Annotated in this window: 14 protein-coding genes; 10 read left to right on the plus strand and 4 right to left on the minus strand. The window is 63.9% G+C overall.

The features are described 5' to 3' along the window. Positions 1-2: 2 nt before the first annotated feature. A complete protein-coding gene (locus SADO_RS01980) occupies positions 3-1247 on the minus strand; it encodes a pyridoxal phosphate-dependent aminotransferase (RefSeq protein WP_353108769.1) in 1245 nt (414 codons plus the stop codon). Between the two features lie 197 nt (positions 1248-1444). Here SADO_RS01980 and SADO_RS01985 point away from each other — a divergent pair, with 197 nt between their 5' ends. The 5 genes from SADO_RS01985 to SADO_RS02005 all read left to right on the plus strand — a co-directional run bounded on the left by SADO_RS01985 (position 1445) and on the right by SADO_RS02005 (position 6806). After that, positions 1445-2473, plus strand: coding sequence for a D-2-hydroxyacid dehydrogenase (locus tag SADO_RS01985; protein WP_353108771.1), 1029 nt, complete (start codon positions 1445-1447; stop codon positions 2471-2473). A 148-nt stretch (positions 2474-2621) separates the two neighbouring features. Further along, complete coding sequence (locus SADO_RS01990; RefSeq protein ID WP_353108773.1) at positions 2622-4073, plus strand: NAD-dependent succinate-semialdehyde dehydrogenase; 1452 nt, start codon at positions 2622-2624, stop codon at positions 4071-4073. A gap of 182 nt (positions 4074-4255) precedes the next feature. Beyond that, complete coding sequence (locus SADO_RS01995; RefSeq protein ID WP_353110056.1) at positions 4256-5275, plus strand: histone deacetylase family protein; 1020 nt, start codon at positions 4256-4258, stop codon at positions 5273-5275. Positions 5276-5466: 191 nt separating this feature from the next. Further along, complete coding sequence (locus tag SADO_RS02000; protein WP_353108775.1) at positions 5467-5673, plus strand: hypothetical protein; 207 nt, start codon at positions 5467-5469, stop codon at positions 5671-5673. A gap of 374 nt (positions 5674-6047) precedes the next feature. Then, on the plus strand, positions 6048-6806 hold the full coding sequence (locus tag SADO_RS02005) for an SDR family NAD(P)-dependent oxidoreductase (RefSeq protein WP_353108777.1): 759 nt from the start codon (positions 6048-6050) through the stop codon (positions 6804-6806). 7 nt (positions 6807-6813) lie between these two features. On the opposite strand, the gene purU is transcribed toward SADO_RS02005, so the two are convergent. After that, positions 6814-7671, minus strand: coding sequence for a formyltetrahydrofolate deformylase (purU, locus tag SADO_RS02010; protein WP_353108778.1), 858 nt, complete (start codon positions 7669-7671; stop codon positions 6814-6816). Between the two features lie 143 nt (positions 7672-7814). Here purU and dinB point away from each other — a divergent pair, with 143 nt between their 5' ends. The 3 genes from dinB to tmpT all read left to right on the plus strand — a co-directional run bounded on the left by dinB (position 7815) and on the right by tmpT (position 10465). Further along, entirely contained in the window at positions 7815-8876 is a 1062-nt protein-coding gene (gene dinB / locus SADO_RS02015; protein ID WP_353110057.1) for a DNA polymerase IV, read from the plus strand. Between the two features lie 178 nt (positions 8877-9054). Further along, positions 9055-9789 (plus strand): glutathione S-transferase, encoded by a 735-nt coding sequence (locus SADO_RS02020; RefSeq protein ID WP_353110059.1) that lies wholly within the window; start codon positions 9055-9057, stop codon positions 9787-9789. A 22-nt stretch (positions 9790-9811) separates the two neighbouring features. Continuing rightward, positions 9812-10465, plus strand: coding sequence for a thiopurine S-methyltransferase (gene tmpT, locus SADO_RS02025; RefSeq protein WP_353108780.1), 654 nt, complete (start codon positions 9812-9814; stop codon positions 10463-10465). Between the two features lie 12 nt (positions 10466-10477). On the opposite strand, the gene SADO_RS02030 is transcribed toward tmpT, so the two are convergent. After that, complete coding sequence (locus SADO_RS02030; protein WP_353108781.1) at positions 10478-10852, minus strand: hypothetical protein; 375 nt, start codon at positions 10850-10852, stop codon at positions 10478-10480. 184 nt (positions 10853-11036) lie between these two features. Here SADO_RS02030 and SADO_RS02035 point away from each other — a divergent pair, with 184 nt between their 5' ends. Together SADO_RS02035 and SADO_RS02040 are read left to right on the plus strand one after the other, a co-directional pair. Then, positions 11037-11507 (plus strand): DUF4442 domain-containing protein, encoded by a 471-nt coding sequence (locus SADO_RS02035; RefSeq protein WP_353108783.1) that lies wholly within the window; start codon positions 11037-11039, stop codon positions 11505-11507. Positions 11508-11675: 168 nt separating this feature from the next. Beyond that, positions 11676-12647, plus strand: a complete 972-nt coding sequence (locus tag SADO_RS02040; protein WP_353108784.1) for a DnaJ C-terminal domain-containing protein — start codon at positions 11676-11678, stop codon at positions 12645-12647. A 70-nt stretch (positions 12648-12717) separates the two neighbouring features. Here the strand turns inward: SADO_RS02040 and SADO_RS02045 are convergent, their stop codons facing one another. Then, entirely contained in the window at positions 12718-14403 is a 1686-nt protein-coding gene (locus SADO_RS02045) for an AMP-binding protein (protein ID WP_353108785.1), read from the minus strand. Positions 14404-14693 lie beyond the last annotated feature (290 nt).

The following is a 14693-nucleotide window of genomic DNA, read 5'->3' on the forward strand; positions in this document are numbered from 1 at the left end:
GCCTAGCCGTGCCCTTCCAGTTCCGGCTGACGCGCCATCCACGGCTGCAGCCGCTGGAAGGCCTCCTCGATATTCTCCATCGAAGTCGAGTAGCTGATGCGCATCAGGCTGTTCGAGGCTTCGCCGAAGGCATCGCCGGGGATCACGCAGACGCCGGTCTCTTCCAGCATGCGCATGCACAGCTTGCCGGCATCGACGCCGTTGGGCAGCGACGGCGCAATATAGAACGCACCCTGCGGCCAGTAGCCGGTCAGCCCCGGCGTATCGGCGACCAGGTCCACCACCCGATCCCGGCGACGCGAGTATTCGCGCACCATGCTGTCGACACAGCTCTGATCGCCCAGCAGCGCAGCGACGCCCGCCCACTGTGCCGGTGTGCTCGCCACCGTGGTGGTGAACATGTGATAGCGGCGCAGCGTACGAATGGTGTTCTGGTCGGCGACGATCCAGCCCACGCGCAGGCCGGGCATGGCATAGGTCTTGGAGAAACTGGACACGACCGATACGCCGTCGAGGTCGGTCGCACAGGACAGCACGCTCGGGTAGTCGATATCGTCCAGGATCAGGCGGTCATAGACCTCGTCGGACAGGATCTCCACGCCGCGATAGGCGGCTTCCTGGCACAGCCATTCGATGGTCTCGCGCGGATACACCGTACCGGTCGGGTTGCTCGGCGAATTGAGGATGATCGCGTGCGTATTCGGCCCGATCATGTTGATGATGCGCTCGGGATCGATCTGGTGGCCTTCGCTGGCCTTGGTCGGCACCGTGCGCACCTGGCCGCCGTTCATGCGGATCAGCGGCGCATACAGCAGGAAGGTCGGATCCGCGATGATGAACTCGCGGCCGGGAGCCGCCATCGCCGTGATCATCAGGTAGATGCCTTCGGTGGCACCGGTGGTGATCAGGAAGTTGTCTTCCGAGAGCGTGCTGCGGTACTTGTCGTTGTAGTAGTCCTTGAGCGCGGTCAGCAGCTCCGGCAGGCCCGCATCCATGGTGTAGCCGGTCTGGCCGGCTTCCAGCGCGTGGATATGCGCATCGATGATGTGGCGCGGGGTCGGAAAGTCCGGCTGGCCGATCGACAGATGCAGCACATCGTCGAGCTCGGCGGCCCGATTGACCATGCGCCGGATACCCGAGATCGGAATCGCGTGCATGGCGGGGTTCCAGACCAGACGATCACGCACATAGCGCTCGTCGGGATCCGACGATAGGAGCTCGTTGCTCTTGTTCAGATTCGCGACCATGACTGTCCCTTGCGACCAGATGATGACGGCCGGAGCCGGTGTAATTCGGCGAGCGTAGTCAGGTCTTGCGAGCGGGGTCAAGACAAGGTTCGAACAGGCTTTGCGGGCCCTATTGACGCTTGCCTCGGGGTCTGGGTACCGTGCGGCATGATCATTGACCCCGCGCGGTTCATGTCCGCGAGCGCCCGGGAGCGCACATGAGCCACGAGACCCTCGAAAATTCGCCCGCCGACGGCGCGGCCGACAGCGACGAGCCGCGACCCCGGATCACGGTTCTGAGTGACAGCCCGGCGGGTCCGGCGTCTGTCGATCGGCTGCGCGATTACGGCGAAATTCGTCTCGCACATGACGAAACCAGCCTGCGCGAGTCGCTACCCGGCAGCGATATTCTGCTGGTTACCGATTTCCGTACCGAAGCGCTGGAAGCCGCCTGGCCCGCAGCCGATTCGCTGCGCTGGGTGCATGCAGCGAGCGCGGGCGTCGATCAGCTGATGTTCGACGCGTTGGTGGATTCGGATATTCCGGTCACCAACGCGCAAGGCATATTCGATCGCTCGATCGCGGAGTATGTGCTCGGCGCGATCCTCATGTTCGCGAAGGACACGCGCAACAACATCCGCTATCAGCAGGAGCGGCGCTGGGTTCACCGCGATACCGAGTCGATCCACGGCAAGCGCGTGCTCGTTGCCGGTGCCGGCTCCATCGGCCGCGAGATAGGTCGCCTGTGCAAGGCCGTGGGCATGGACGTCAGCGGAATCGCGCGCCGCGCACGCGATGCGGACGATGTGTTCTCGGCCGTCCATGCAGCCGACGATATCGACGCGCACCTGCCCGACGCCGACTATGTGGTCGTCGCCGCGCCGCTGACCGAGGCCACGGAAAACTGGTTCGACAAGCAGCGCTTCGCCTCGATGGCGTCCCACGCGCGTTTCATCAACATCGGTCGCGGGCCGATCGTGGTCACCGACGATCTCGTCGACGCCCTGGTCAACGAACAGATCGCCGGCGCAGCACTCGATGTGTTCGAGCAGGAACCGCTACCGGAAGACCACCCGCTCTGGGGCCTGGACAACGTGCTCATGTCGGCCCACATGGCCGGCGACTTCATCGGCTGGCGCGATGCGCTAATGGACCAGTTCCTGGCCAATCTGGAGCACTGGCGCGCCGGTGAGTCGCTATTCAACGAGGTCAGCAAGAGCCACGGCTACGCGCCGGGCCGCGGTTGAGCCAGGTGAATCCGCATACAGGCTTTAATCCGGGGATTTCGCCCCGATCACTCAGACATTACGCGTCGATGCGATCCACGATGGCTATTCAAGCCGCTCGCATTGCACCGCTCACGAATTCGTCGCCAAGACAGGACCGAGGACACCCATGATCGAATCGTATCTGCTCAAGAATATTTCAGGTTATATCGACGGCCAGTGGGTCGAGGCCGACTCCGGCGAAACGGTCGATGTCTTCAACCCGGCCAACGGCAAGACGCTGGCCAAGATCCCGAAGATGGGCCAAGCCGAGACGCAGCGCGCGATCGCCGCCGCCAAGGCCACGCTTGCCGAGCCGAACGATATCGAGACCCGGCGCGAGTGGCTCGAGGACATCCGTGACGCGCTGATCGACGAAAAGGAAGAGATTGGCCGCATCCTGTGTCTCGAACACGGCAAACCGTGGAAGGAAGCCCAGGGCGAAGTCGAATACGCGGCCGGCTTCTTCGACTACTGCGCAAAGAACATCGACATCCTCAAGCCGCACGAGCTCGAGGAAAAGGCAAAGGACTGCACCTGGACGATCCACCACCGCCCGATCGGCGTAGTCGGCCTGATCACCCCGTGGAACTTCCCGATCGGCATGATCGCCAAGAAGATCGCTCCCGCGATCGCGGCGGATTGCCCGAGCGTGATCAAGCCGGCCACCGAAACGCCGCTGACCATGATCGCCATGTTCCAGCTCTTCCATGAGCGCCTGGAACTGCCCAAAGGCTATGTGAATCTGGTGATGGGCTCGTCCAGCGCGATCGGCGGCGAGCTGACCAGCTCGGTCGACGTGCCGATGCTGTCGTTCACCGGCTCCACCGAGGTCGGCAAGCTGCTCATGGAGCAGAGCACCGATCAGGTCAAGAAACTGGGTCTGGAACTGGGCGGCAACGCGCCGTTCATCGTCTTTGACGATGCCGACATCGACCATGCCACCACCCAGCTGCTGGGCAACAAGTTCCGCGGCGGCGGCCAGACCTGTGTCTGCGCCAACCGCATCTACGTGCAGTCCGGCGTGTACAAGGAATTCACCGACAAGCTGGTCGAGAAGGTCAAGGCGCTCAAGGTCGGCGACGGCATGGACGAGGACATCGACGTCGGCCCGCTGATCAACAAGGGCGGCTTCGAGAAAGTCCAGAACCACGTTGCGGACGCCCTGTCGAAAGGCGCCAAGCTGGTCGCCGGCAAGCACCCGGACGAGCTCGACGCCGAGAAGAATCTGTTCTACACGCCGACCGTGATCACCGGCGTGACCCACGACATGGCCTGCTGCAAGGAAGAGACCTTCGGCCCGCTGGTGCCGATGATCGAGTTCGATAACGAGAACGAGATCGTGGAACTGGGCAACACCACCGAGTTCGGTCTTGCGGCCTATGTGTTCACCAAGGACGAAAAGCGCGCCGAGAAGACCATCCGCGGCCTGCACTTCGGCCACTGTGGCTGGAACACCGGCACCGGCCCGGCCCCGCATGCCCCGTTCGGTGGCATGAAGCAGTCGGGCATCGGCCGTGAAGGCGGCGACGACGGCATTCTGGAATTCACCGAAGCCCAGACCGTGCCGCGCGGCAAGTAGCCACAACGCGCCGCAGGTAATCCAGGCCGGCGAGTCCGCTCGTCGGCCTTTTTCATGCCCGCTCTTCGCGCGTCGCCGTCAAAGCATTGCAGCGACAAGCATTGCGGGCGTATGTTGCGAGGCGGTCCGGCCGATACAGTACCCGGCCGATCCATTTGTTGAACAACCGGAAAATCGTCGCCGTGAAAGCCTATTTCGATCCGATCCAGAACGAGCATGTGCCCCAGAGCTACCTGACCCGCGGTCAGATGCGCGCCCCGCAGGAAATCCCGGCCCGCACCCCGCCGCTGGTTGCAGCCCTCGAGGGTCTCGATATCGAGGTCGGCAAGCCGGTCGATCACGGCATGTCGGTGATCTCGCAGGTGCACGATCTGGGCTATCTGCGCTTTTTGGAGTCCGCGCACCGCCGCTGGATGGAGATCCCGGACGACTGGGGCAACGAGGTGATGTCCAACATCTTCGTGCGCTCGCCGAACCCGCTCAAGGGCATCCTCGCCGAGTCGGCCCGCTACCAGGCCGACGGCAGCTGCCCGATCGGCCCGGGCACCTGGAAGGCCGCTTACGCATCGGCACAGACTGCACTGACCGCCGCTGACGACATCCTCGCCGGCGAACGCACCAGCTACGCACTGTGCCGCCCGCCGGGCCATCACGCTCGCCGCGACGGCGCAGGCGGGTTCTGCTATCTCAACAACGCCGCGATCGCCGCCGAGGCGCTGCGCACCAAGTTCGATCGCGTGGCCATTCTCGACCCCGACATGCACCACGGCCAGGGGATTCAGGAGATCTTCTACGAGCGAGACGACGTGCTCTATATCTCCATTCACGGCGATCCGACCAACTTCTATCCGGTGGTCACCGGCCATGAAGACGAACGCGGCGCCGGCTTGGGTTATGGCTACAACATCAACCTGCCGATGCCCCACGGCTCACCGGAAGAGACCTTCTTCGAGAAACTCGACGAGGCCGTGGCCGCGATCAAGCTGTTCGCTGCCGACGTACTGGTGCTGCCGCTGGGCTTCGATATCTACAAGGATGATCCGCAGGCCAAGGTCTCGGTCACCAGTGAAGGCTTCAATCGTATCGGCAAGGCCATGGCCGGCCTCGACATGCCGGTCTGCGTGATCCAGGAAGGCGGCTACGACGTCGACAGCCTGGAAACCAACGCCACCCAGTTCTTCACCGGTCTGCTCGAGCGCTAGTGATCGTCAGGCGCCGGGCGGCGGCCTCGCGGCACCCGGCGCCATGCTCCCGGCACTGCACGGTCGAAAGCTCGCTCAAAAGAGCCGACCGGCCGTTCTGCGCGGCATGAAAACCCGCACAATTACGGAGGCGTATCGCGGTTGCCCACTGTTAGCCTGTGTCGCTTCAATCACGAAAGAAGCAGTCACGAATGACCAAGAACATGACCGGTTGGGAAACCCTCGAAAGCGACGACACGCGCGGGCACCAGATCCTGGGCCGCGAAGTCGAGAACGGCTGGGAAATCGAAGTGCGCTTCGACAACAATGCCGAACCGCGCCGCCCCGCCGCCGATCGCATGCCCAAGACCCGCGAAGAAGCAATCATGACCGGCCAGGAACTGGCCAAGATGGGCTGACACGCCATCTGTGACACGGTCGGGCCGCCCTGTTTCGCCCATGATCCGGGCGGCCGACCGTTTCTTTCAACGCGCCCCTGTATCGCCTCAGCGTGGGTCTACAGACTTCCAAAGCGACCTTCTCCCGTCCGGCTGCGCTCGCCGCTAGTTGCGGCACACTCGAAGTACGCCCGCAATAACCCCGGCCCGACACAGCTCGACGACCGACGTCACGCGAATCCGCACGATGAGGTGCACGAGCCTGCAATGCGGCAGCGATCGACACGCTTCAATGTGCAACGCATGGATTTGGCGCCCCGTGCTTGATCTCGCAGGCTACGCCCGCACAGCTGAAGGGCACACGCTGCCAAACCGTTTCTATCCAGGAGTGCGGTATGTCCCGCAAGATCGCTTTCATCACCGGCGCCAGCCGTGGCCTTGGCCGCAGCATGGCGCTGCATCTGGCCGCCAGCGGCGTCGACGTGATCGGCACTTTCAATAGCCATGCCGACGAGGCCAAGGCAGTGGCAGACGAAATCGAAGCCGCCGGCGGCACCGCCGCCATGCTGAAGCTCGATGTCGGCGACAGCAGTGGTTTCGAAACGCTGAAAACAGACCTCGCCCGAACGCTGGAAACCACATTCGGCCGCAGCGATCTGGATTTCGTGATCCATAACGCCGGTAACGGCATTCTGGCGCCCTACGAGGAAACCACCGAGGACGATCTGGACGCGCTCTATCGCGAGCATTTCAAGGGGCCGTACCTGCTCAGCAAGGCGCTGCTGCCGATGATCGCGCGCGGCGGTCGCATCCTGAACGTCTCAACCGCGGCGACCCGCTTCGTGCTCGAAAACCACTGCGCCTATTCGGCGATGAAGAGCGCATTGGAAGTGACCACCCGCTACATGGCCAAGGAACTCGGCGACCGCCAGATCACGGTGAACGCGATCGCGCCGGGCGCGGTGGAAACCGACTTCGCCGGCGGCGCGGTGCGAGACACCCCGGAACTGAACGAGCATTTCGCCTCGATCACGCCGCTGGGGCGCACCGCCAAACCGGAAGACATCGGCGCCGCGGTCGCCGGCCTGCTGTCCAGCGATTTCGCCTGGCTCAACGGCCAGCGGATCGAGCTGACCGGCGGCCAATCGCTTTAAGTAGGCCCTAGAGCACGACCGTGCGTCGCCCGCTGATCAGCACACGGTCCTCGAGATGATGGCGCAGGCCCCGGGCGAGCACCGCCTTCTCGATATCCTTGCCGTAGCGCACCAGATCACGAACGGTGTCGCCATGATCGACGCGGGTCACGTCCTGATCGATGATCGGCCCCTGATCAAGTTCGGGGGTGACGTAATGACAGGTCGCCCCGACCTGCTTCACGCCGCGCTGGTAGGCCTGCAGGTACGGCTGGGCGCCGACAAAGCTGGGCAGAAAACTGTGGTGGATATTGAGGATGCGCCCCGGGTGGCGATCGCATAGGTCGGCCGGCAGGATCTGCATGAAACGCGCGAGCACCATGGTCTCGCCGCCGGATTCTGTGAACAGCCGCTCGATCTCGGCCCAGGCCTCGGGCTTGTTGTCCTTGGTGATCGGCACGTGGTGGAAGCGCAGTCCATGCCACTCGACCAGGCCGCGCGCGTCGGCATGGTTGGAGATGACGCAGGGAATCTCAATATCGAGTTCCCGCGACTGCCAGCGCTCGAGCAGGTCGTAGAGGCAGTGCATCTGTTTCGACACCAGAAGCACGACGCGCTTCTTTACCGCGCTGTCACTGATCTGCCAGTCCATGTCGAGTTCGCGGCCAACCGGCTCGAAACGCCGGCGCAACTCGCTCAGATGAAAATCCAGCGAGTCGGCGCGTACCTCGACGCGCATGAAGAAACGCTGGCTGTCTTCATCCGAATGCTGGCTAGAGCGCAGAATCCAGCCGCCATTGTCGGCAAAGAAACTCGCCACGCGCGAGACGATGCCAACGCGGTCAGGACAGGAAAAACGCAGGGTAAAATGACGCGGACGATCCATGATGAAACCGTTGAGATGAACACAGGTCAGGCGCAAGCGCGGCCGGCCAGAAAGCCGCCTATGGTAGCGCGAGAAACGCGCGATTTCGTCGCTCGCATCACGGTGATGTACAGCGAGCGCACGCCCGCTCTATGAGCGAAACACTGCGCAAGATCGTGCATGTCGACATGGACGCCTTCTATGCGTCGGTCGAGCAGCGCGACGACCCCAGTCTGCAGGGCAAGCCCGTGGTGGTGGCCAAGCGCGGACTGCGCTCGGTGGTAACCGCCGCCAGCTACGAGGCACGCGTGTTCGGCGTGCGCTCGGCCATGCCGGCCGTACGCGCGGAACGGCTGTGCCCCCAGGCGATCTTCGTGGATCCGCATTTCGACCGCTACCGCGAAGTCTCACGTCAGATTCGCGCGATCTTTCTGCGCCATACCGATCTGGTCGAGCCGCTGTCGCTGGACGAGGCCTATCTCGACGTCACCGTTACCCACACCGGTATGCCCTCGGCCACCGAAGCCGCGCGCGTGATCCGTGCCGAGATCAAGGCCGCGACGGGGTTGACCGCATCGGCCGGCATTGCACCCAACAAGTTCCTGGCCAAGATCGCCTCCGACTGGCGCAAGCCCGACGGCCAGTTCGTGATCACGCCGCGTCGTGTCGAAGCCTTTCTGCTGCCGCTGCCGATCGGCAAGGTGCCCGGCGTGGGCCCGAAGATGAAAGAGAAGCTCGCCGCGCTGGATGTGCACACGGTCGGCGATCTACGTGCTTTCCAGCGCGAGGAACTGGTCAAGCGCTATGGGCGGTGGGGGCGTCGTCTGTACGAACTGGCCCGGGGTATCGACGAACGACCGGTCCAGCCCAAGCGCGACTCCGTTCAGGTTTCCAGCGAGGACACGCTCCGCGAAGATCTGCCGATCGAGGATCTGGCGCCGCATATCCAGCGCCTCGCCGAAAAGACCTGGGCCAATCACGAACGCAAGCAGCCGCGCGTGGCGCGCACTGTAGTACTCAAGCTCAAGACCACGGATTTCCAGATTCTCACCCGTAGCTTTACGCCGCTCAGCCGCCCGACCTCGGCAGCCGAGGTGGCCGAGATCGCCTGTGCCCTGCGCGACCGCGTCGAGGCTGACGCCCGCACCCGCTACCGGCTGGTGGGCGTGGGGCTGTCCGGCTTCGTGGATGGACGTGAGGAAGCCCTGCAACCGAGCCTGATCTAGCCGCGCAACGGCGGGCCGGCAGACGTCCACGGGTGGCGCGATCGCTTGCGGCACGCAGGCCGCGTCCCCAGTACCAAGCACTCATCACCTGCAGAAACAAGGCAATCAAAGATCGTACTTGACCCCTCACTCGGGCCCTGCTGCGATAACCAAACGAGGCCAGACCGGGGATATGAGCATGCGCTACGAGCTTTACTACTGGCCCGGTATTCCCGGGCGCGGCGAGTTCGTGCGGCTGGCGCTCGAAGACGCCGGCGCCGATTACATCGATATCGTCAGGGATACGCACGGGAACCGGGGCGGACTCGATGCCGTCGGCGGCGGTCTGCGATTCGAGAACAACACCCGTGCGCCCTTCGCCCCACCCTACCTGCGCGCGGGCGATATCGAGGTGTCGCATGTGGCCAATATCCTGCAGTTCCTCGGCCCGCGTCTGGGTCTCGCACCGGCCGGCGAGGCCGACCGGCTCTGGTGCCACGGCCTGCAACTCACGCTCGCCGACTTCGTCACCGAGATTCACGACACCCATCATCCGCTCGGCCCCGGGCTTTACTACGAGGAGCAACGCGCCGAGGCCGAGTGCCGAGCGGCCGTATTCATCGACGCGCGACTGCCCAAGTTTCTCGACTACTTCGAGTCGGTACTGGCCGCCAAGCCGGAGGGCGACCGCTGGCTCGTGCGGGATGGCTGCACAACCGCCGACCTGAGTCTGTTTCAGATCATGGTCGGTCTCGACTACGCGTTGCCTAACGCCATGGCTTCGCAGCGGGGGCGTATACGGCGCGTGCGGGCACTCGTCGAGCGCGTGGCGGAACGCGAGCGCCTCGCCAGCTATCTGGCCTCGCCTCGGCGTATGCGATTCAACAAAGACGGCATATTCCGGCACTATCCCGAACTGGATTCGACGGCCTGACGGCCGCTTGCAAGGACGCCGCATGGATCACGACTTCTGGCACGAACGCTGGGCTCAGCAGCAGATCGGCTTTCACCAGCCGGAAGGACATCCCATGCTGGCCACCCACTGGCCAACGCTCGATATTGCGCCGGGCACGCCTGTGCTGGTGCCGTTGTGCGGCAAGACACCGGATCTGCGATGGCTCGCACGCCAGGGCTACCCGGTGACCGGCATCGAACTCAGCGAGCGCGCCGCGCAGGATTTCTTCAACGAACAGGCACTGACCGCCAGCGTAGACCGCGTGGGCCGCTTCAACCGATACAGCGCCGCGGGCATCGACATCTGGGTAGGCGATTTCTTCGCTGCCGATATCGCGACGCTCGGGCGTTTCGAGGCGTTCTATGACCGCGCCGCGCTGATCGCCCTGCCCGAAGAAATGCGCCGCGAATACGTGCAGCATCTGGGCAGACTGCTGACGCCCCGCGCGAAAGGGCTGCTGATCACCCTCGACTACGATCAGAACGAGATGAAAGGCCCGCCTTTCGCAGTGCCCGAATCCGAGGTGCATCAGCATTTCGACGATGCCACGGTCGACCTCATCGACAACGACCACGGACGCGCCGGTCAGGGCATGCTGCACAACCGCCGGGTGAAGAATGCCAGCGAGTACGCCTACCGCATCGCGTATCGCTGACGGGTCTCGCGCCTATTCGGGGTCCTCGTGGTGGCGCAGGCGATACATCAGGCCGCGTGCGGCAAGCGTCAGGCCACCGACGATAAGCAGCGCAACCATTCCGTAGACCCACAGCGGCAGATCACGACCCACCGCCAACACGTAAAGATAGGGCGCGGTGTAGCACAGCGCCCAGCAGAAGATCAGCAGGGCCAGCGGGCGCTGCTTGCGTATGTGGTGAAACAACCAGCCGCTGACAACGAGGAACGGGCCGGTACTGACCAGATAGATCAGGACGAACAACAACGGGTCCACGGCGTGAGCTTCGGCGATGCCACTGAGGTAATCGATCATTGCACGCAGATGGGTGGTGGACAGCAGCAGGCCGTCGTTGAAGCCAAGGGGCACGGGACGCAGTCACGATACGATCTTTGACGGATTTTCGACACCCGCTGACGCGTTCGTAGCTGTCGGCGTCGTACGACGATCTGGCCTCTTGCGATGCAGTGCGGTGCGGTCTGTGCCGGCAATGCTAGGTGGTCCTTTGTCCAGACGCTAGAATGAACCGATATTTCCAGCCGGGAACCCCCCAATGCGCCCCGCCGTACTCCGCCGGATGATGAACGTCTGGCCGCCTTTTGCCGCCAGCGGTATCCATGTCACCCACATGGCGTCGGACTGGTCGCACGTGCGGGTGGAGCTGAAGCTCCGGCCCTGGAACCGCAACTATATGGGCACCCAGTTCGGCGGCCATCTGTTCAAGATGTGCGACCCGTTCTGGGCGATCATGGCGCTGCACCGCATGGGGCGTGACTATATCGTCTGGGATGCCGCCGGGGCGATCGATTTTCTCGCCCCGGGACGCGAAACCGTGCATACCGACTTCCGTCTCGACGAAGCCACCTGCGACGAGATGCGGGAGGCGACCCGCACGGGCAAGAAGCACTTGCGCTGGTTCGAGAACGATATCGTTACCGCCGACGGCACGGTCGTGGCCCGGGTGCGCAAGCAGCTCTACGTCCGGCGCAAGCCGAAACGCGGACAGAAAAGAGCGAGCGGCTGACATATCGGCCCGATCATCGGGCCGGGCAACTGGCGCTTGCTTGCACGCTTCGGTACGCGCCGGCCGCAGGGCTGGCACGCTTTGCACAATAGTTTTGATTCGGCTCGACAGGCGCCATATATAGCTTGAAGAGTCAGCCGCGGCGTGTCGGCCGCACGGAGCAATGGGTTGGAATACAAGGACTACTACAAGATTCTCGGCGTTACGCGTAAAGCGACAGACGATGAGATCAAGCGTGCCTATCGCAAGCTCGCGCGCAAGTACCACCCCGATGTAAGCAAGGAAAAAGACGCCGACACGCGCTTCAAGGAGGCCAACGAGGCCTACGAAGTGCTCAAGGACCCGAAGAAGCGCGCCGCCTACGACCAGATCGATCCCAGCCGCCCACACGCCGGTCAGGGTTTCCAGCAACCGCCCCACTGGAACAGCGGTGCGGGCTTTCGGCGCGCCGGGCCCGCCGACGATGCCTCTGCGAACTTCAGCGACTTCTTCGAATCCATGTTCGGGCAAGGTTTCGGCGGCATGGGCGGTGGCCCACGTGCCACGCGCCGGCAAGCCGGCGTGAAAGGCCAGGACCATGTCTCTCGGGTCGAAATCGATCTCGAGGACGCATTCAGCGGCGGCACCCGTACCATCCGTCTGCGCGCCCCCACGCTCGACGACCGCGGTCGCACCGTGGAACGCGAACGCTCTCTAAAAGTGCGCATCCCCAAGGGCGCCCGCACAGGCCAGCGCCTGCGCCTGTCCGGCCAGGGTACGCCCGGCCAGCACGGCGGCCCCGCGGGTGATCTGTACCTGGAGATCGCCTTGCGGCCGCATCCCTATTTCACGGTCGATGGCGCCGATCTCATACTCGAACTGCCGGTCGCGCCCTGGGAAGCGGCGCTGGGCACGACCGTGAAAGCGCCCACCCCTGCCGGCGCAGTAGACCTGCGTATCCCGCCGAACTCGAACGCGGGCAAACGGCTACGGCTGAAAGGCCGCGGCATGCCCGGCAAGACACCGGGAAATCTCTATGTATCGCTCGTAATCACCCTGCCGTCCACCAGCGAGGGGGAAGCCGGCGAAAAGCAACGTGCTCTTTACGAGCAAATGGCCGAAGAGATGGCTTTCAATCCGCGCGCGCGCCTGGGCGTTTAACCCGGGCGTCCTGAGCGCGCCGAAGCGTTCCTGGGCGAGCACAAACTCGGATTGGTCGGATCGAGCGTGCTCAGCCGCGCTTGAGCCCCAACTCCTCGATCATCTGCTCGCGCATGCGGTATTTCTGCACCTTGCCCGTCACGGTCAGCGGAAAGCCCTCCACGAAGCGCACGTAGCGAGGGATCTTGTAGTGGGCGATCTCGCCTTCGCAGAAGGCGCGCAATTCACGCTCATCGAGCGTCTGATCGGCGGCGAGCTGTACCCAGGCACACAGTGCCTCGCCATATTTCTCGTCGGGCACGCCGACCACCTGCACATCGGCCACCGCCGGATGGCGATAGAGATACTCCTCGATCTCCCGCGGGTAGATGTTCTCGCCGCCGCGGATGACCATGTCCTTGAGTCGGCCGACGATCTGGCAGTAACCGGCCTCGTCCATCACCGCCAGGTCGCCGGTGTGCATCCAGCGCGCGGCGTCGATGGACTCGGCGGTGCGTTCGGCATCGTCCCAATAACCCAGCATCACGCTGTAACCGCGCGTGCAGTATTCGCCCGGCTCGCCGCGCGGGACCACCCGGCCCTCGACGTCCACGATCTTGATCTCCAGATGCGGATGCACGCGCCCGACCGTGGATACGCGCGCCTGCATTTCGTCGTCTACCGCGGTCTGGCAGCTCACCGGCGAGGTCTCGGTCATGCCGTAGCAGATCGTTACCTGGTCCATATGCATCTCGTCGATCACCCGCTGCATCACGGCCTGCGGACACGGCGACCCAGCCATGATGCCGGTACGCAGACTGGCGAGATCGTAGTCCGCGAAGTCCGGCTGGCCCATCTCGGCGATGAACATGGTCGGCACGCCGTAGAGCGCGGTGCAACGCTCGGCAGCGACTGCCTCAAGCGTGGCCACCGGCTCGAAGGATGCCGCCGGGTAGATCACCGCGGCACCGTGGGTAAGCGCACCCAGATTGCCCATCACCATGCCGAAGCAGTGATACAGCGGCACCGGCACGGCGATACGGTCGCTATCGGTCAGTCCCATGCCCTCGCCCACGAACAGGCCGTTGTTGAGAATGTTGTGGTGCGAGAGCGTCGCGCCCTTGGGCCGGCCCGTGGTGCCGCTGGTGAACTGGATATTGATCGGCTCGTCCGTCTGCAACAGCGGCGCGAGTTCGGCGATCCGCGTGACGTGCTCGGGCGCGACCCGTTCGGGTAGCTCGTCGAAATTGAGCATGCCCGGCGTGCGTTCCTCGCCGAGCCGGACGATCATTTCAAGCGTGGGCAGCGCACTGCTTTCAAGCGCGCCGGGCGTGCAGGCTTCGAGTTCCGGCGCGAGCGACTGGAGGATGCCGATATAGTCGCTGCTGGAATGGCGCGGCATAACCACCAGCGCGCGGCAGCCGACCTTGTTGAGGGCGTATTCGACCTCGGCACGCCGATAGGCCGGATTGATATTGACCAGGATCAGCCCGGCCTTGGCGCTGGCGTACTGGGTGATCAACCATTCGGCGCAGTTGTGCGCCCAGATGCCGATCCGGTCGCCCGGTTCGAGACCCAGAGCGACGAAGGCAGCCGCATAGCGATCCACCTGTTCGCCAAGCTCGGCATAACTCCATCGAATCGACTGGTGACAGCTGACCAGCGCGTCGTTATCCGGCCATTGATCCACAGCGCGATCGAACGCTCTGCCGATGGTGTCGCCCAGCAGCGTTTTCGAGTGGGCCCCGTGTGTATAGCTCGGCTCGGCCGTGCTCATGTTGTCGCTCCTCCGGCATCCGCCGATGCCTGCCGCTGCGAGCGCTGGACGCCCGCTATTGTGATCACCCGATTAGCGCAACAACGGCGGGCAAAGACAAGCGACACAGAACGAACGAGCCGGCACGGGTTCGACAAACGTTCGCAGAGACAGCGCGCACGAGCGGATTCGCGCACGTGAGCACCCAGGCCGAGGGGCTTATCGACTTTGGTCGGAGCGGCGCTCACGCGCCTCGAGTCGCGCCCGATACGCGCTGATAACGGGCGTCACGATCAAACAGCGCAGGCCGT

The organism is Salinisphaera dokdonensis CL-ES53, assembly GCF_040361215.1.
Taxonomy (GTDB): domain Bacteria; phylum Pseudomonadota; class Gammaproteobacteria; order Nevskiales; family Salinisphaeraceae; genus Salinisphaera; species Salinisphaera dokdonensis.